Below are 17407 nucleotides of genomic sequence, written 5' to 3' on the forward strand. Positions count from 1 at the left end.
GCGGTCTTGCGGTCTTGCGGTCTTGCGGTCTTGCGGTCTTGCGGGAGGGTGCGGATTCAGGTGCTCGGCAGGGAGGCGAGCAGCTCGGTTCGGGGCGTTGGGGTGCGGGTCCCAGACATCAGCCCCAGCTGGTATCAGCTCGGAGTGATGTGACACTATCAGTCCATGCTGACGTCAGTCGACACTGATCTGCTCCGGGTTCTGGCCGACCCGCTCAGGCTTCGAATCGTGACCCTGCTGGCCAAAGAGACGCTGTGCACCACCCATCTGGTGGAGGAGACCGGCGCCCGGCAGACCAACCTCTCCAACCACCTGAAGGTGCTGCGTGAGGCCGGCGTCGTGGAGACGGAACCGTGCGGCCGGTACACGTATTACCGGCTACGCCCGGACGTCATCGCTTCTCTCGCCGGTCGGTTCGCCGACCTGGCCGAGTCCGCTCGCACTGCCGCCGACACCAAGAGGGCCTGCCCGTGACCCGCACCGAAGCATCCGCGACGTCCCCCACCGAGGAGTCCTCGGTCGTCGCGAAGCTGTCGACGCTCGACCGTTTCCTCGCCGTGTGGATCCTGCTCGCCATGGCCGTCGGCCTCGGCCTGGGCCGGGCCGTCCCCGGCCTGAACGACGCCCTGGCGAAGGTGGAGATCGGCGGCATCTCCCTGCCGATCGCCATCGGCCTGCTGATCATGATGTACCCGGTGCTGGCCAAGGTCCGCTACGACAAACTCGACGCCGTCACCGGCGACAAGAAGCTCATGGCCTCGTCGCTGGTCATCAACTGGATCATCGGCCCGGCCGTGATGTTCGCACTGGCCTGGATCTTCCTGCCGGACCTGCCCGAGTACCGCACCGGCCTGATCATCGTCGGGCTCGCCCGCTGCATCGCCATGGTCATCATCTGGAACGACCTCGCCTGCGGCGACCGCGAGGCGGCAGCCGTCCTGGTGGCGCTGAACTCGGTCTTCCAGGTACTGGCCTTCGGCCTCCTGGGCTGGTTCTACCTCGACCTGCTGCCCGGCTGGCTGAACCTGGGCGACGGCGAGCACCTGGACATCTCCATGGGGAAGATCGCCCTGAACGTCGTCATCTTCCTCGGCATCCCGCTCCTGGCCGGCTTCCTCACCCGCCGCATCGGCGAACAGAGGCTCGGCCGCGAGAGGTACGAGACCGGTTTCCTTCCGAAGATCGGCCCGTGGGCGCTGTACGGCCTGCTCTTCACGATCGTCATCCTCTTCGCCCTCCAGGGGAAGACCATCACCTCGCAGCCTCTGGACGTGGCCCGCATCGCGCTGCCGCTGCTGGTGTACTTCGCGGTCATGTGGTTCGGCACGTTCGCCCTCGGCAAGGTCATCGGCCTCGCCTACGACCGCACCGCGACCCTCGCCTTCACCGCGGCCGGCAACAACTTCGAGTTGGCCATCGCGGTCGCCATCGCCACCTTCGGGGTCACCTCGGGTCAGGCCCTGTCGGGTGTGGTCGGCCCGCTGATCGAGGTCCCGGTGCTGGTGGCTCTGGTGTACGTCTCTCTGACCTGGCGGCGGAAGTTCAGCGCCGGTCGGCAGTTGACGGCAGCACCGCAGGAGAGCTGATGCACTCTCTGGACCGCACCGGACCGGAGCGCAAGTCGCCGCGGCCGGCGTCTGCGCCCAGTGCGGAGCCGCCGTATGCGCCGCCCACACCGATGTCTCCGAGCAGTACACGACCTGCATCAAGCCGGTTGCCCGCCCGGCGGCCACCGAGCCACCGATGCGGCGGCTGTGCGGCACCTGCGCAGCAGCGCATCGTTCCCATGCCGCGTGCTGCCCGGAGACCAGCGGCATCGTGCGGACCTCGTGACGGGCGACCATGACACGCAGGTGGTGATCGCCGGAGGCGGCCAGGCCGGGCTTGCCGCCGGCTACCACCTGCGCCGATCGCGGGCCTGCGCCGTTCGACCAGAAGGACGTCGCGCCCATTTCCCCTGCATCGGTCAGGCCGGTGCCGGTGCGATGGTCAGCAGCTTGCCCATCGCCGCCAGCACCGACGGCTCGACCCGGTAGTACACCCAGGTGCCGCGCCGCTCGGAGGTCAGCAGGCCGGCCTCCTTGAGCTTCTTCAGGTGATGGGAGACGGTCGGCTGGGAAACCCCGACGTCGGAGATGTCGCACACGCACGCCTCACCGGCCGCGTGCGAGGCCACCGCCGAGAACAGCCGCAGCCGCACCGGGTCGCCGAGCGCCTTGAACATCCGCGCGGCCGTCTCGGCCTCCTCCGCGGTGAACGGGCGCTCGGTGAGCGGCGGGCAGCACGGCGCGACGGCCTCGGATCCCTCGACCTCGATCAGCGGCAGCACCTTCGTGTTCGACATGCATCTATGTTGACATACGTCGAACCAGCGGGCGAGGGGCGAACGGCTCAGCCGTGGCCGAGGTGCGCCGCAGGTGCCGCGCCACGCGGACGGCGTCCCGGCCGACGCCGCGCAGGGAGTCGGATGACGGGGCCGAGCTGCCGCCGCACCAGAACATGCCCTGCGGCCGGCCCAAACCGCCCGCCGATCACTACGACGCCAGCGCGCCCATCGGGAGGCGCCCAGATTCGATGAATGTCTATGTTGACGCTTATCGAAGCAGGTGCCATGCTGATCTCACAAGCCATCGACGAATGTCGAAGCAAAGGGGAGTCCCGTGAACGCGTCCAACACCGACCAACTGCCCGTCGTGGTCATCGGCGCCGGCCCGATCGGTCTGGCCGCCGCGGCCCACCTCGTCGAGCGCGGCATCGAGCCCCTGGTCCTCGAAGCCGGACCGTCCGCGGGCACCGCCGTACGCGACTGGGCACACGTGCGGTTGTTCTCACCGTGGGCCGAGGTCACCGACCCGGCCGCCGAGAAGCTCCTCGCCCCCACGGGCTGGGTGCGCCCTGATGGCGCCGCCTACCCGACCGGCGGCGACTGGGCCGAGCAGTACCTGCAGCCGCTCGCCGACGTCCTCGGCGCCAAGGTCCGCCACGGCGTCACGGTGACCGGCGTCGCCCGCGCGGGCCGCGACCGCATCGTCGACGCCGATCGCGACGAGCAGCCCTTCACCGTCCACATCCTGGGGACGGACGGGCGCGAGGAGCGGATCACCGCCCGCGCCGTGATCGATGCCTCCGGCACCTGGTCCACCCCCGGTCCGATGGGCGCCGACGGCCTGCCCGCCCTCGGCGAGAAGACGGCCACCGACCGCGTCTCCTACCGCGTCCCCGACCTCAAGGACCCGGCCGTCCGTGCCCGCTACGCGCGCAGGCGCACCGCGGTCATCGGCTCCGGCGCCTCCGCCTTCACCGCGCTGGCCCACCTCGCCGACCTGGCCAAGGAGGAGCGCGGCACGCACGCAACGTGGATCCTGCGACGCGGCATCGGCGCACACACCTTCGGCGGAGGCGCGGCCGACGAGCTGCCCGCACGCGGCGCCCTGGGCCTGCGCGCCAAGGCCGCCGTCGAGGACGGCTACGCGACCGCGGTCACCGGCTTCCGCACAGCCACCGTGGAGCGCGACGGCGACCGTCTCGTCCTCGTCGCCGAGGACGGCCGCCGCCTGGACCCGGTCGACGAGGTCATCGTCCTGACCGGCTTCCGCCCCGACCTCTCCTTCCTTTCCGAGATCCGCCTCGGACTGGACGAGCGACTGCAGGCGCCGACCGCCCTGGCTCCGCTGATCGACCCGAACGTGCACTCCTGCGGAACCGTCTACCCGCACGGCGTGAACGAGCTCTCCCACCCGGAGCAGGGCATCTACCTGGTCGGCATGAAGTCCTACGGCCGCGCCCCCACGTTCCTGGCGATGACCGGTTACGAGCAGGTCCGCTCCATCAGCGCCTCGATCGCCGGCGACCGCGAGGCCGCCGAACGCGTCGAGCTGACCCTGCCCGAGACCGGCGTATGCGGCGGCGCGGGACTGTACGACGAACCCGACGCGGTCCAGAACAGCCAGGGCGGCGGATGCTGCGGCACCCCGGCCACCCTGCAGATCGGCACCGGGACCTCGACCGCCTCCGGCAGCTGCTGACCCACCAACCACCCATCGAGCAGGAGATACGCCATGTCCCGCGTTCAACTGGCCCTGCGCGTAGCGGACCTCGACGCGTCCGTCACGTTCTACAGCAGGCTGTTCGGCACCGAGCCCGCCAAACTCCGTGACGGATACGCCAACTTCGCCATTGCCGAGCCCCCGCTCAAGCTCGTGCTGATCGAGGGCCGGGCAGGGGAGGACACCCGCCTGGATCACCTCGGCGTCGAAGTCGATTCGACCGAGGCCGTCCACGCCGCCACCGCCCGCCTGAGTGAGGCCGGCCTGGCCACCACCGAGGAGGACGACACCAGCTGTTGCTACGCCCTCCAGGACAAGGTCTGGGTACACGGCCCCGGCCAGGAACCCTGGGAGGTGTACGTGGTCAAGGCAGACTCCGACACCCTCGCCAAGCAGCAGGACAGCGCCTGCTGCACCGATCCGGCCGATGCCGACACCAAGGAATCAGCCGCCGCAGGCGGCTGCTGCTGACGCCGCCGACGGCGGCGCCGGCACACACCAGCGCCGCCGCCCGGGCCCGGCCTGGGTGCCGCTGGACAGCCCCTGAGCCGCCCCCTGTACGCGGCCCTCGCACGCCATACCGGCGTCACCGCCCGCACCTTCGTCCTGCTCTCCCCGGGCGGGGACAGCTCGTCGCAGATCAGGCAGCGGATCGGCAATCGCCACGTTCAAGGGCAGGCGGCCGTAGGTGGATTCAGGTCAGGGGGTCGCGAGTCCGTGTGAGGCGCTCGGCAAGCGTGGCCGCAAACTCCTCGGCGCGGAAGAGCTGGGTGCGCAGATCCTCGACGCGCTGCCGGGCGACCTGCTCGAAGCTGCGGATCCGCTCCAGCAGTTCCTCGCGCTCCTCGGGCGGCAGTTTCTCGTCCGAGTCGAGGCGGCCGGTGGCCTCCAGCAGTGCGCGCATCTCGTCGAGGGTGAAGCCGAGGGGCTTCATGCGACGGATGACCATCAGGCGGGCGACGTCGGCCTCGGTGTAGAGGCGGAAGCCGCCCTGGGAGCGGGCGGAGGGGAGGACGAGGCCGGTCTCCTCGTAGTGCCGGATGGTGCGCAGCGACAGCTCGGTCCGTGTGGCGACCTCGCCGATCTGCATGTGCTCGCTGCTCACGCGGGGTGCCTTCCTCATGTCTCGCTACGGCCGTGGGTGTCTGGCTACGGCCGTGGGCGACCGACACCGATCTCTACCCTAACGTTAGGGTAGAGTTACCTCGGTTCCGGGTCGGCTGTCTGCCGCGCCCGCTCCCAGGGTGCCGGATGCCCTCCCGTGACCGTCGGCCGTGTCGGGGCCGATGACGCACCCGTCGAAGATCGCAGTCCGGCGTGCCGGGCCGTTGGGTTCATGACCAGGTGTCGTGGGTCGTTCGCCCGATTGATCGCCTCCTCGACGGCTGCGATCCGGTCGGCCAGGAGGCCGAGGGCGGAGACGGCCCGGGCGAGTTGGTCGTCCTCGGGGCCGCCGAGGGCCTGGGCTCGGACGTGGGCCGCCTTCAACTCGGTCCAGCGGGCCGACTGCTCGGCGGTGAGAGTGCCGCGCAGCTCGGCCAGCTTGAGGAGATTGGCTTCCGCACCGGTGGTGAGGGTCTGGGCCTCGGCCCGGTACTGGTCCTCGATGAGCGCCGTCAGTTCCGCGTCGTTCATGACGGGCTGCACGCGTTGGGCGATCTTGTTCATGGTGCGGTAGGAGCCCTGGAGCCGGAAGGGCGGCTCCGTGCGCGTCGTGTCCGACTGGGCCGCCGAGGCGATGTACGCCGCGTTCACGGCCAGGACCGTTTCCCGGGCGGTGAGCAAGTGACGCAGTACGGCCAGAATCCGCTCCAGCTCCGCGGGGGCGTACGGATGCGTCAGGTGGTCCGCGCGAGCCGTCGGGCCGTCCTGGGCGAGGCGGATGAGCAGATCGAGGTCGGCGCGGTCGCGGCCGGCGAGCGGGGCGAGGACCGGGTTGGCGGTGAGGGCGTTCTCGATGAAGCTGACCGCGAAGACGTCGTCCTTGCCGGTCAGGACGTCGCCGAGGTTCCACACGTCGGCACGGTTGGCGAGCATGTCGGGCACCTGGAAGCGGCCGCCGGACTCGGTGTAGGGGTTGCCGGCCATGCAGACGGCGAAGCGTTTGCCGCGCAGGTCGTAGGTGCGTGGTTCGCCGTCCCGCACGCCCTCGATGCGGCGGGTGGCGTCGCAGAGGGGAATGAACTTCTGGAGCAGTTCGGGCGAGGTGTGCTGGATGTCGTCGAGGTAGAGGAGGGTGTTGTTGCCCGCCGCCAGCGCGAAGTTGATCTTCTCGACCTCCTGGCGGGCGGTGGCGTTCGGGGCCTCGGCCGGGTCGAGCGACGTGACGGTGTGGCCGAGTGCCGGGCCGTCGACCTTCACCAGGATCATGCCGAGCCGGTCGGCGACGTACTCCATGAGGGTCGTCTTGCCGTAGCCGGGCGGGGAGATGAGCAGGAGCAGGCCGCCGGAGTCGGTGCGCTTGGACTCGCCCGTGGTGCCGAGCTGCTTGGCGAGGCTGTCGCCGATGAGCGGCAGGTAGACCTCGTCGATGAGCCTGCCGCGCACGAACGCCGACATCACGCGGGGCCGGTACTCGTCCAGGCGGAGACGGGCACGCTCGGCGTCCACCAAGGCGGTGCGGCGCTGCTGGTAGGCGCGGTGACCTGGTGCGTCTTCGGTTCGGAACCGGCGCGTGCGGGCCAGGAGTTCGTCGATGCGGACCGTGAGGGCACGGCCGGTGATGCGGGGGTGGGTGCCGAGCAGACCCGTGACGGTCTGCGTGAGCGGTGCGTCGGACTCGTAGCGGGGCAGGCCGGGGCAGAGCTCGGCGGCCACCGCCTCGGCCAGGTCCCCGGGGGTGAGGCCGGTGCCGGTGGCGGTGGTGTACGCCGTCAGCCAGGCCTCGACCAGTTGCGTGCGGGCGGCCGGGTCGGTGAGGGCGGTGAGGTCGTCGTCGTAGGCCGGGGTGCCCACCGTGCGGCGGAACTTGTCGAGCAGGGTGCGGGTGCCGGCGCTGATGACGAAGCCGGTCGGGCCGCTGGTCAGTTCCTCGAAGAGGTACGCGGCCGCCGCTTCTCCGCCCGCGGCTTCTGCCAGCTCCCGTTGCAGGTCGGCTATGGCGGGTGCCAGGCCGAAGGTGTCCCGGGCCCGGGCGAGGGACACCGCGCGCCGGGTCCAGCTCGAACGCTCCTCGTCCGTCGTGCCGTGCGTCCAGAACAGCTGGGCGGCCGCTCGTGCGGCCGGTTCGTGGCGCAGCGGGCCCGCCCCCTCGTGCAGGGGCAGGAGCGCGGTGAGGATCGCTGTTGCGTCGTGGTCGTGGACGCCGCGCTCGTAGCCCTCGTCGTACGCCGCCTCGGCGGCCTGCCGCACGAGAGCGGGCAGGTCGGCCTCGGCGAGGGCCTCGGGGCCGTGTTCGTCCAGCAGGCGGGCGGCGAGGTGCTCGGCCCGGTAGACCTCGGGTGACTCCGAGGGCAGGGGGCGGTCCCAGTAGGGGCGGGTGGCGGTGAAGTCGGGGTCGGTGACCGGGGAGCGGTAGTCGGTGCCGGTCAGGGCGAAGGCGAGGGTGTCGCCGTGCGGGACGAGGGTGAGGTCGAGGGGCTGGGTGTTGACGGCGAAGCGGTGGGTGCCGAGGCGGATCGTGCGGCCGTCGTCGGTGTAGAGGTCGGTGCGGTCGCGCAGGGCGCGGAGCGCCTCCTGCCGGGCGGCCTTGAGGCGACCGTCGAGCTCCTCGGCCCTCACTTGGTCGCCGAGGTCGCGCAGTTCGCCGGCGATGCGGCGGACCTTGGCGGGCATCGGGTCGGAGGTGAAGTACGTGGTGACGGCGTCCGCGTCCGGCTGGGCGGCGGCCCGGCGGGCGACGGTCCGCAGGACGCGGGCCGCCGAGTCGGCCAGGCGTTCGGCGCGCCGGGCGCGGGCGTCGGCGAGGGTCTGCTTGCGGGCGGAGAACGCCTCGTGGATCTCGTCGCGTTTGTCGGCGAGGGTGGTGAGGAAGTCGTCGAACTCGGCGAACCGGGACTCCAGGTTCTCCACCTGTACCAGCAGGCGGGCGAGTTGCTCGTCGCAAGCCTCCGGGCTGTCGGCGGCGGTGAGCGCGCCGGTGACGGACTGGCCCAGCAGGGCGAGTTCGGCGGAGAACTCAGCCCGTCCCTCCCGGTCGAGGAGCTCGCGGCGACGGCCGTCGAGGGCGGCGCGGGCACGGTTGACGCCGCCGAGGACCTCGGCGATGCGCTCCAGGATCGCGGTGCGGACGGTGGCGTCGGCAATGTCGAGACCGGCGACGACCTCGGTCACCGTGCGCAGCTCGTCGGTGAGTTCGTCCGTGCGGGCTGCGATGGGCGCCGCCTCGGCCACGGTGGCGATCTCCCCGGCATCGGCGACGAGTTGCTCGACCTGCCCATGGTGACCGGCGAAGGCGTCCTCGCGGGCGAGGTGCGCCACGGCGCGCCGGCCGAAGGCAGCGAGGTCGGACTCGGTGGCGTCGGCGAGTTCGTCGATGCGGGCGGTGTCCGCGTACCGCATGTCCTTGAGGGTGAGCAGGTGGCCCTGCGCGCGGCGCAGCTCGGTCAACCCGGTCACCCAGCCTGCCGCGCCTCGGGGGGCCTCGCCCCGCAGCCGTCGTACGACCTCGGCGACCCGCGCGGCGGCTTCGGTGAGCGCGTCCTCGGCCTGCTGGGTGAGGGCCTGGACGGTCTCGAACTCGGCCAGGACCTGTTGGGCCGTGTCGCGGAGTTGAGCCAGTGGGGTGTGGAGGTCGCCGAGTTCGGGGTCGGCCAGCCAGTGGTGGGTGTCCGCCGCCCGGGCGCAGGCGGCCAGGAGTGCCTCGTACACCTCGGTCGTGGGTGTCGTATCGGCGACGGCTCCCGTGACGGAGAGGCAGTCGGAGATGCCGCGCACGAGGTCGGCGTTGCCGATGCGTGCCAGGGGGCCGGTGCCGACCGGCTGGGCGGCGGCGTGGGTGTCCGAGACGTACGGGGAGTTCCACAGCTGCACGGGGTGGACGCGCTGCGGTTCCCCGGCGTCGGCCCGGAGGATCGCGAGCAAGCCGTCGTCGAAGAGCGCCCAGCCTTGGCAGGGGAGGGGGTTGGCCATCTCCTGGCGGATGGTGTTGTACGGCAGGAGGAGGCTGCGGCCCTCCGCGCGTGCGTGGAAGGCGTAGAGCACGTCCTCGCCGTTCGGGGAGCGGATCTCCCGTTCGAACTCGAGTCGCGTCGTGTCGAGTTCGTACGTCTTGTGGCTGCCGGTGGCCAGGCAGTAGCCGCCGGGGAAGACGATTCCCTGGTCCTCGGGCAGGCGGCGGCACGCCCGGCCGATGCCGTCGAGTCGGACCACGGTTCTGGTGAGGGTGTTGAACACCAGGTGGCGGTCGGTGTCCTCCTTGTAGGGGCGGACGCGCAGGAGGATCAGGGCGCCCACGCGCGCGTGGGCGATGTCCGCGTCCGCGAGGGCCTGAAGGGGCTCGTCGACGGGCTCGGTGTAAACGCCTTCTGCCGTCTCGGTGTCGTCGTCGACCTTGACGGTCAGCACGCCGCCGACCGTGGAGACGAACACCTCGCCGTGGATGGAGACGAGCGGGTGCCGTCCGAGGACGTGGTCCTCGCGCGTGCTGTCGATCCATTCGACGTCGTGGGACGGGGGCAGGACGTGGTCGCGATCGCCCCGCGCGTCAAGGAAGGTGGTCCGTCCGCCGTCGGAGAGGGACCAACGCAGCACCCGCGTGTCGTCCGCCTTCTCACCGGTCTGGAAGACGGCGAGCAGCTTGCCCTCGGTGCGCCGGAGCCGGAGCAGGCGGGCGTGGCGGTAGTAGCGGTGCAGGGCGGCGAACTCCCGGACGAAAGCGGGGTCGTCGAGCAAGCCAGGGATGGCGTCGTCGGGCAGCCGTTCCAGGTTGCGGTCGTACAGGGCCAGGACGTCGCCGACGCGTGTGTCGTCCTCCCGGCTCGGGACTGCGTTGCAGCTGGACAGCAGCACCTCACCCACCGCGACGACGTCCCGGGGCACCGCCGCGTGCTCGGTGCGCAGTCGCTTCGTGCCGGCGAGCTCGAACCGCGTCGAGCCGAACTCCTCGATGCGGCGGGCGTTGAGCGCCTCGGCGCGCCGGGCCAGTTCGGCGGCCTGGGCGGTGAGGCGGTCGCGCAGCACCTCGTACGTGCCCCTGTCCACGGGGTCGTAGGTGTCGGCGTCCGGGACGGTCGTCATGGCATGCCTCTCGGGAAGTCGAGGAACGTGGTCCGGAGCCGCCTTCCCCTGTGCGGCGGCTCCGGACCGAAGGGGCGGGTCAGGCGCGGACGGCACTGCCGTTCAGGGTGGTGAGCGGCTTGTCCGCCAGGCCCAGCTCGCCGGCCCTGTCGAGCAGCTGCTGGAGCTGCCCCGAGTCGGCCCCGCCGGTCTTCATCAGCTTCATCAGCAGCGCCGAGACCGTCAGGTTCTGCACGTCGGCCGTGGTGACCGAGCCGAGGATGCGACCCAGGTCGTCGGTGAAGCTGGAGGTGCCGTCCAGCCAGGGCCGGGCCAGGGCCTGCGCGGTCTCGGAGTGCTGGACGAACCCGTCGATGCCCTTGCCGAGTGCGATCGAGGACATCAGCCGGTCGAAGAAGACCGACTCGCCGCCGACGATGTTGATGTCGGCGCTCTCCAGACCGGTGGCGAGCACCGTGGCCTGCGCCTCGGCGACCTGCCGCTGCACGTCGAGGCCCGCGAGGCGGATCTCCTTGTCCGCCTGGACGCGCAGCCGGTACTCCTCGTGCCCGCGCGAGGCGTCGTCGAGGGCTGCCATGGCTGCGGCCTTCTGGGTCAGGCCCTCGGCCTCGGCCTTGAGCTTCTCGCCGATGGCCGCGGCGTCCGCGAGTGCCTGGGCCTGTGCTCCTTCGGCTTCCGCCCGGAGCCGGGCCTCGGTGGCGGCGGCTTCGGCCCGGCCGGCCTTCTCGATGACGTCGGCTTCCTTGTCGCGGACCTGGACGGCGGCGAGCCCTTCGGCAGCCGCCTCGGCCTGGACGCCCTCGGCGAGGCGCAGCTTGGCGCGGGCGTCGAGGTCGGCCGTCTTCAACCGGGCCTCCGCCAGCGTCAGTTCCTCGGCAGCGCGGTGGCCGGCGGCCTGCTCGGCGGCTTCGGCGGCCTTGATGTCCTTGACCAGCTTCTCCTGCGCCTCGGCTTCGGCGGCGATGATCACGGTCTGCCGCTGCCGCTCCGCCTCCTCCACGGCCCGCAGCTTCTTGATGGACTCCTCCTGCTCGGCGACCGTGCGGTCCACGGCGACGCGCTCGCGGATGACCTCGGCGATGTCCCGCTTCTCCGCCTCGACCTCCTTCTCGGCGGCGATCCGGGTCAGCTGCGTCTCCCGCTCCCGGCCGATGACTTCGAGGAGCCGGTCCTTCTCGATGCGCTCGTTCTCGATGGCGATGACCCGCTCGCGGTTCTTCGCGGCGACGGCGACCTCGCGGGCCTGGTTCTCGCGCTGCACGCCGAGCTTCTCCTCGGTGGCCAGGAAGGCGCCCTGGGCCCGCAGCCGCTCCTCCTCCACCACCCGGGCCGTCTCGGCCTCCTCCCGGGCCCGTACGGTGGCGATCTCCCGCTTCTGCTTGGTCTCGGCGTCGGCCTGTCGGCGCTCCAGCTCCAGGATGGCCTCGCGGGCGTCGACGTTCTGCCGGGTGATCTCCTTCTCCTCGGTGCGCTGCGCCTCGTTGGTGCGCACGTGCTCGATGACCGTCAACTCGGTGATCTTGCGGATGCCCTGGGCGTCGAGGACGTTGGACGGGTCGAGCTGGGCGACCGGGGTCTGCTCCAGGTAGTCGATCGCGGCGTCCTCCAGGTGGTAGCCGTTGAGGTCGACGCCGATGACCTCGATGATCCGGTACCGCAGTTCCTCGCGCTTGGTGTACAGGTCGGTGAAGTCCAGTTGCTTGCCGACGGTCTTGAGCGCCTCGGAGAACTTCGCGTGGAACAGCTCCTGCAGCGTGTCCCGGTCGCTCGCCCGCGCGGTGCCGACGGCCTGCGCGACCTTGATGACGTCCTCGACGGTCTTGTTGACCTTGACGAAGAACGTGATCCGGATGTCGGCGCGGATGTTGTCCTGGCAGATCAGACCGTCCTTGCCGGTCCGGGTGATCTCGATGGCCTTCACCGAGATGTCCATCACCTCGGCCTTGTGCAGCACGGGCAGCACGACCTGCCCGGTGAAGGTCACGTCGACCTTCCGCAACTTGGAGACGATCAGCGCCTTGCCCTGCTCCACCTTGCGGAACAGCAGGGAGACGAGCAGTACGGCGAGCAGGGTGACGGCGATGAGCACGCCGGCGCCCAGGAGGATGACATTCATGGCATAGGTCCTTGATGCGTGAAGGAAAGCGAAGCGTGAGGGAGCCGGCGGCGAAGGCCGACGGGGTACTGCTCAGGCGGCGTGGTCCGCGCGGTCGCGTGCCCGGCCGCGACCGGGCAGGCCGGGTTCGTTGGGCGAGCCGGGTTCGTCGGGGAAGAGCCGGTGCAGGGGACGCACGAACAGGCAGGTCAGCCGCCAGGCGACGGGCAGGGCGGCGACGGGCAGGACCATGCTCAGCAGACCGGTGACGGCACACGGCGGCGTGCACACGGCCAGCAGGAGGACGCCCCCGACGCTGAGGAACCAGGCCACGACCGTCAGCATGGTGACGGCTACCGCCACGGGTACGCCGCCCATGCCCCAGGCCCGGAGGTTGGCGTCCGCGTCGAAGGTGCCGACCGAGGTGAGACCCGCGGCGACGAGGAGCCAGAAGCACAGCAGCACGACGAGGCCGGTGGTCAGGAGGATCGTGGGCGGGCCGGTGACGACCGACAGCAACGTCCGCATGCCGTACCCCCTGTCTCGTCCGCACTGCCTGTCAACCGCGCCGGCGGAGCACCGCTCGCTCAGGGTTCGGTGCCGGACACCTGCCGGTGTCCGGCACTGCATCCCCCGGTAGTGCTCCCCGCAGCCCATGCTGCACCCCCGGCGCCCGCCCGCGCATTGCCGGTTCCCGGCAGTGTTGTCTAGGGTCTGCATGCCGGTCTGCCGCTAAGAAGCCGTCAGCGACGCGTCAAGAACTCGGGGGAAGCATGGTGGAGTTGGGGATTCCGGAGCAGTATCTGGAGGGGTATGCCCAGATACTCGGCGAGGTCGCGGCCACAGGTCGGCGCCTCACCCGGGAAGAACTCGCCTTCCGACGGGCACTCGGAGAGCAGGCGGCTGACGCCGGTCACGGGCTGCGGGCCCTGGTCAGCGCCCATCTGACCGCCGCACGCGCGGCCTGGCCGGCCGGCCCCGCGTCGGCCGACAGCGTCCTGGCCGCCGTACAGCAGGCGACAGACGCCTTCGCGGAGGGCTTCGAGCGGGCCCAGCGCCTGGCCGTACGACAGGAAGAGGCCGCGCGCCGCGAGTTCATCGACGACCTCCTCTACGGCCGCAGCGACCTCGGACGCCTCGCCGAACGCGCCGAACGCTTCGGCCTGCGCCTCTCCCACGCCCACGCCGTCGCCGTCGCCGAGGGCCCGACCGCCTACGAGGAGGGCGATCCCGTCCCCCGCCAGGTGGAACGCGCTCTCATCGCACGCTTCGGAGACCGCAGCATTCTGCTCACCACCAAGGACGGAAGGCTGCTGTGCATCGCCCCCGGCCCGCAGGACGAGGTCCTCGCCCACTTCGCGAAGCAGGCCCACGCCGCCACCGACGGCGGCAGGGTCGCCATCGGCCGCCCCCAGCCCGGCCCTGGCGGGGTCGTCCACTCCTACGAGGAGGCGCTCAACGCCCTGGAGCTCGCCGAGCGCCTCGAACTGGAGGACCCGGTGCTGCGGGCGGCCGACCTGCTCGTCTACCCCGTCCTCACCCGCGACCGACAGGCCATGGCCGAACTCGTCCTCGCCACCCTCGGCCCGCTCACCACCGCCCGCGGCGGCGCCCAGCCCCTGCTGGACACCCTCACCGCCTACTTCGACTCCGGCTGCGTGGCCGCCGAGGCGGCCCGCCGCCTCACCCTCAGCGTGCGGGCCCTGACCTACCGGCTGGAACGCATCCACAAGCTCACCGGCGCCAACCCGGCCGATCCCGCCCACCGCTACATGCTGCAGACCGCGGTGATCGGAGCACGGCTGCTGGACTGGCCCGCCCAGGAACTCTGACGCGCCCTGCGGACGAGGTCAGGTGCGGGCCACTTCGTCGGAGCTTCGATGGGCCGCCATATCCCGGGCGCCAACCCCACCGAACGCCGCGTCCTCGTCTTCAGTACCTGTTTTCAATCCTCCAGGCGCAGGCCTGGCGAGCTGGTGTCCCGTCCGGCTATCAGTGACCTGGGACTACTCGGCGGATCCTGCGCTGTCGTCACACCGGCCGATGACACGCAGGTCTGCTTCGGGCAGCCAGGATTCGGGTGGGCGTTTCAGCCAGTCCTCTGCGGTGCAGAGGCTCCGCGCCGCGTTGGCCAGGGCTTCCACCCCTGGGTGGTGCAGACTGCGGCGCCAGACCATGGACACCGGAGTGAGGGGCACCGGGTCGGTCAGCGGGCGCAGGACCATCTCGGGAACGGGCATGAAACTGAGGCTGGCCAGGACAAGCCACCGGTGTCTGCTCATGACCCGGCTGAACTCCACTTCGCCCTCGATTTTGGGATAGGGCGGGGCCAGCTCGATACCGCGCCCTGCGCACAAGGAGCGCGCGTAGTCCGTCCACTCGGTGGTGTCCTCGTTGCCAGCCGCGGCGTACAGAGTCTCGCCGGCCAGCGCGGCCAGCGGCACCTGGGGCGAGGCGGCGAGCTGGTGATCGGTCGGCACCATCACTGCCAGCTGGTCGAACCGGATCAGCCGGTGTTCCAGTGAGGCACGCGCTTCGGGCGGAAGCCCGGCGACACGACCGAATGAAATGTCCAGGTGCCCGCCCGCCATCTCCGTCACAGCGCGGGCCAGCCCGCTATGGGTGTGGACGACGAAGTCCAGCTCGGGAGCTGACTTTCGGGCCAGTTCGAGCACCCTCGGTCCAGTGGAAGTGCTGTTGGCGACATCAACGACCAATGGCCGGTTGTTCCCGGACTGCGGTGGTCTGCCTAGCTCTTGGCTCAACTCGGCATGGGCGGCCAGGGCTCGGCGGGCAGCTGGCAGCAGCCGGTGCCCTTCGGGGGTGAGGGCGACATGCCGGCTGTTCCGCTGGAACAGGGCGCGGCCCCACGCCTGTTCCAGCCGCCGAATGTCGCGACTGAGCGCTTGTTGTGCGACGAACAACCGGGCGGCGGCGCGGGTGAAGTGCAGCTCTTCGGCGACAGCCAGGAAAGCCCGCAGCAGTCGGGGATGAGTGTCATCGCGCACGCCCCTATTCTCGCCCCCGACAGCGATCTACAACAGAGTTGCGTAGGTATCCGCCGAACAGGTGTTGGACCCTCCAGTAACACACGGTGAAGCTAGACGCATGCCTGATTATCGTGACGACCGGCAAGGACGGCCCCCATCCCGCGTGCTGATGACCGTCGTCGGCGACACTTACGTCGTCTACGCGCCGACAGCCTTCTCAGATAGGTGGACAAAACAACAGAGGGTCACGACGCGGTGGGTCAGAGTCTGGCGCTCTCTGACCCGGCTCGCACCGTTCAGGCCTAGCCGTCGACGTAGTGGTACCGACTAAGACGCGCCTCGGCACGGCGGGAAACCGAAACCCGTCGCCCTAAGCAATTTTGTCGGCCGGTTCAAGCTCTTCTTGCCCGGGTAATCCGCCTGGTCATGAGGGTGATGGCTGCCCGCACTCGGGACACTCGGCTTCGCCGTCCCCGCTTTGCACGGCCGCCAGGCGCTTGCGCAGTTGCTGGTCCGTACGCCACTGCCTGGCACGACGCGCTGAGCAACAGAACAAAGCGTCAGGCCGGGCACCCGACCTCAGCCGTTCGCCACAAGCCCGACAGTTCCTCTCCCCGGCCGGCCGCAACTCGAAAGACTCACCATCGCCATGTCGTTCCGGGCTTGCGCCTGACGCGTCGTCGCCCTGGATGCCGGGTTCAACACGTCGGCCGACGGCCATACTTGACCAGGCGGGGCCGTCCCGTGGTGACGTGACTCGGGAGAGGCAACAAGCCGGTGAACAGCGACAGTCAGTGTGTGAGCAAGGCCGAGGTACGGCTCAAGTGGGACCCGAGTCCCTGGAACCAGCCATCTCACCATCTCGACATCATCGCCACGACCTACTCGGCGGATGCCCCCTACGGCCCGCCCGTGTACGTCGTCCACTTCGACAGCCGCTCACCGGACGGCACCATCAACATGGGCCGGCACAGCCAGACCGGTCAGGGTTTCGGCTACGTCGAGGTCATGACCCTGGAGCTCGATCGCCTCGCTTCCTCCTTCGCCCGTGTGGTCGTGGGCGTGGCGATCCACCAGAACAACGGCCCCAAGACCTTCGGGGACATGTCGAACGCCGGTGTACTGGTCGTCGAGGGGTACAGGGAGCTTCTCAAGGACGACTTCACCCAGGTCTCGGGATCCACCGCGACGACGGTCGCGGAGTTCACCCGGGACACTTCCGGAGCCTGGAAGTTTCACGAGATGGTCCGTGGCTTCGACAGCGACCCCACGGTCTTCACCGCGGAGATGGGCAACGCCCCACAGCCGTGACCCGGCGCGGTCGGGTGCGCCGTTGGTTCCGAGACGATGGGTGCAGGGAATCGTCGCCAGGAACTCTGACGCGCCCTGCGGGCGAGGTCAGGTGCGGGCCAGTTCGGCGGCGCCGAAGGACACGTCGAAGCGGTCGCACCAGATGCTCACGCTGGTGAACCGGGACGGGTCGACGTCGGCGGGCACGGTGTAGTTCTGGCTGCCCTTGTTGCCCTTGAGCTTGCCGAGGCTGACGTACGACCCGTCGTCGAAGACGTGCCAGCCGGCCCGCCCCTCCTTCACCGGCGCGTCGGTCAGCCACACGCGCAGATCCGGGCCGTTGCTGGTGTCGAGGTCCTCCAGCCGTACGACATGGGATCCGTCGGCGAGCCGTACGAGCTTCACCTTGCCCGAGGTGGCGTGCTCGTGGCTGATCAGTTCGCCGCCCGCCAGCGTCCGGGGCCGGGGTGCCGGGGATGGGGACGCGGAGGATGCTCCGGCCGGAGGGGCCGCAGGGGCCACGGCACTGGGCAGGGCCTCCTGCACGGTTTCGTCCTGCCACAGCTTCCACGGCTGGAACCAGTACAGCCCCAAGCCGACACCGGCGAGGGCCACTACCAGCACTCCGATGACCCACGGCCTGCCCCGCGTCTTCCGTCCATGCCCCATGCCCGCCTCGATTCCTGAGTGCTTCCTCGGCTCTATTCAACGGGGCACGCGGGCGGCGTGTGCCCCGAGGCGGATGACGGAAGTCTTACGTCGCCGCGGCACCCGCGAGCCCGGCCGCCTTCCAGATAGATGTCCGATGA

Annotated in this window: 13 protein-coding genes; 6 read left to right on the forward strand and 7 right to left on the reverse strand. The window is 70.4% G+C overall.

Features of this window, described 5'->3' with window-relative positions:
- Nucleotides 1-165 precede the first annotated feature (165 nt).
- Nucleotides 166-474, forward strand: coding sequence for an ArsR/SmtB family transcription factor (locus ACZ7EG_RS14580; RefSeq protein ID WP_471077304.1), 309 nt, complete (start codon nt 166-168; stop codon nt 472-474).
- The gene (gene arsB, locus ACZ7EG_RS14585; protein WP_471077307.1) at nt 471-1586 is read left to right on the forward strand and encodes an ACR3 family arsenite efflux transporter; all 1116 of its coding nucleotides are present in this window, start codon (nt 471-473) and stop codon (nt 1584-1586) included. Before ACZ7EG_RS14580 ends, arsB begins: the two co-directional genes overlap by 4 nt.
- Nucleotides 1587-1966: 380 nt before the next feature.
- Here arsB and ACZ7EG_RS14590 read toward each other — a convergent pair whose 3' ends face one another.
- Complete coding sequence (locus tag ACZ7EG_RS14590) at nt 1967-2344, reverse strand: ArsR/SmtB family transcription factor (RefSeq protein WP_471077310.1); 378 nt, start codon at nt 2342-2344, stop codon at nt 1967-1969.
- 316 nt (nt 2345-2660) lie between these two features.
- Between ACZ7EG_RS14590 and ACZ7EG_RS14595 the strand changes: the two genes are divergently transcribed.
- Both ACZ7EG_RS14595 and ACZ7EG_RS14600 read left to right on the forward strand, forming a co-directional pair.
- Complete coding sequence (locus ACZ7EG_RS14595) at nt 2661-4025, forward strand: FAD-dependent oxidoreductase (RefSeq protein WP_471077313.1); 1365 nt, start codon at nt 2661-2663, stop codon at nt 4023-4025.
- Between the two features lie 33 nt (nt 4026-4058).
- Entirely contained in the window at nt 4059-4517 is a 459-nt protein-coding gene (locus ACZ7EG_RS14600) for an ArsI/CadI family heavy metal resistance metalloenzyme (RefSeq protein ID WP_471077316.1), read from the forward strand.
- Nucleotides 4518-4740: 223 nt separating this feature from the next.
- Here the strand turns inward: ACZ7EG_RS14600 and ACZ7EG_RS14605 are convergent, their stop codons facing one another.
- The 4 genes from ACZ7EG_RS14605 to ACZ7EG_RS14620 all read right to left on the reverse strand — a co-directional run bounded on the left by ACZ7EG_RS14605 (nt 4741) and on the right by ACZ7EG_RS14620 (nt 12846).
- Nucleotides 4741-5151, reverse strand: coding sequence for a MerR family transcriptional regulator (locus ACZ7EG_RS14605; RefSeq protein ID WP_471077319.1), 411 nt, complete (start codon nt 5149-5151; stop codon nt 4741-4743).
- Nucleotides 5152-5246: 95 nt separating this feature from the next.
- The gene (locus ACZ7EG_RS14610; protein WP_471077322.1) at nt 5247-10223 is read right to left on the reverse strand and encodes a DNA repair ATPase; all 4977 of its coding nucleotides are present in this window, start codon (nt 10221-10223) and stop codon (nt 5247-5249) included.
- Between the two features lie 79 nt (nt 10224-10302).
- A complete protein-coding gene (locus tag ACZ7EG_RS14615; RefSeq protein ID WP_471077325.1) occupies nt 10303-12339 on the reverse strand; it encodes a flotillin family protein in 2037 nt (678 codons plus the stop codon).
- A 72-nt stretch (nt 12340-12411) separates the two neighbouring features.
- Nucleotides 12412-12846: a hypothetical protein gene (locus ACZ7EG_RS14620; RefSeq protein WP_471077328.1), complete on the reverse strand. Its 435-nt coding sequence runs from the start codon at nt 12844-12846 to the stop codon at nt 12412-12414.
- 245 nt (nt 12847-13091) lie between these two features.
- On the opposite strand from ACZ7EG_RS14620, the gene ACZ7EG_RS14625 reads away from it, so the two are divergent.
- A complete protein-coding gene (locus ACZ7EG_RS14625; protein ID WP_471077331.1) occupies nt 13092-14150 on the forward strand; it encodes a PucR family transcriptional regulator in 1059 nt (352 codons plus the stop codon).
- 174 nt (nt 14151-14324) lie between these two features.
- Here the strand turns inward: ACZ7EG_RS14625 and ACZ7EG_RS14630 are convergent, their stop codons facing one another.
- Complete coding sequence (locus ACZ7EG_RS14630; RefSeq protein ID WP_471077334.1) at nt 14325-15326, reverse strand: LysR family transcriptional regulator; 1002 nt, start codon at nt 15324-15326, stop codon at nt 14325-14327.
- Between the two features lie 759 nt (nt 15327-16085).
- On the opposite strand from ACZ7EG_RS14630, the gene ACZ7EG_RS14635 reads away from it, so the two are divergent.
- The gene (locus ACZ7EG_RS14635; protein ID WP_471077337.1) at nt 16086-16619 is read left to right on the forward strand and encodes a TerD family protein; all 534 of its coding nucleotides are present in this window, start codon (nt 16086-16088) and stop codon (nt 16617-16619) included.
- An 87-nt stretch (nt 16620-16706) separates the two neighbouring features.
- Here ACZ7EG_RS14635 and ACZ7EG_RS14640 read toward each other — a convergent pair whose 3' ends face one another.
- On the reverse strand, nt 16707-17267 hold the full coding sequence (locus ACZ7EG_RS14640; protein ID WP_471077340.1) for a DM13 domain-containing protein: 561 nt from the start codon (nt 17265-17267) through the stop codon (nt 16707-16709).
- Nucleotides 17268-17407: the final 140 nt, after the last annotated feature.

It is taken from the genome of Streptomyces sp. NPDC037100 (assembly GCF_055606225.1).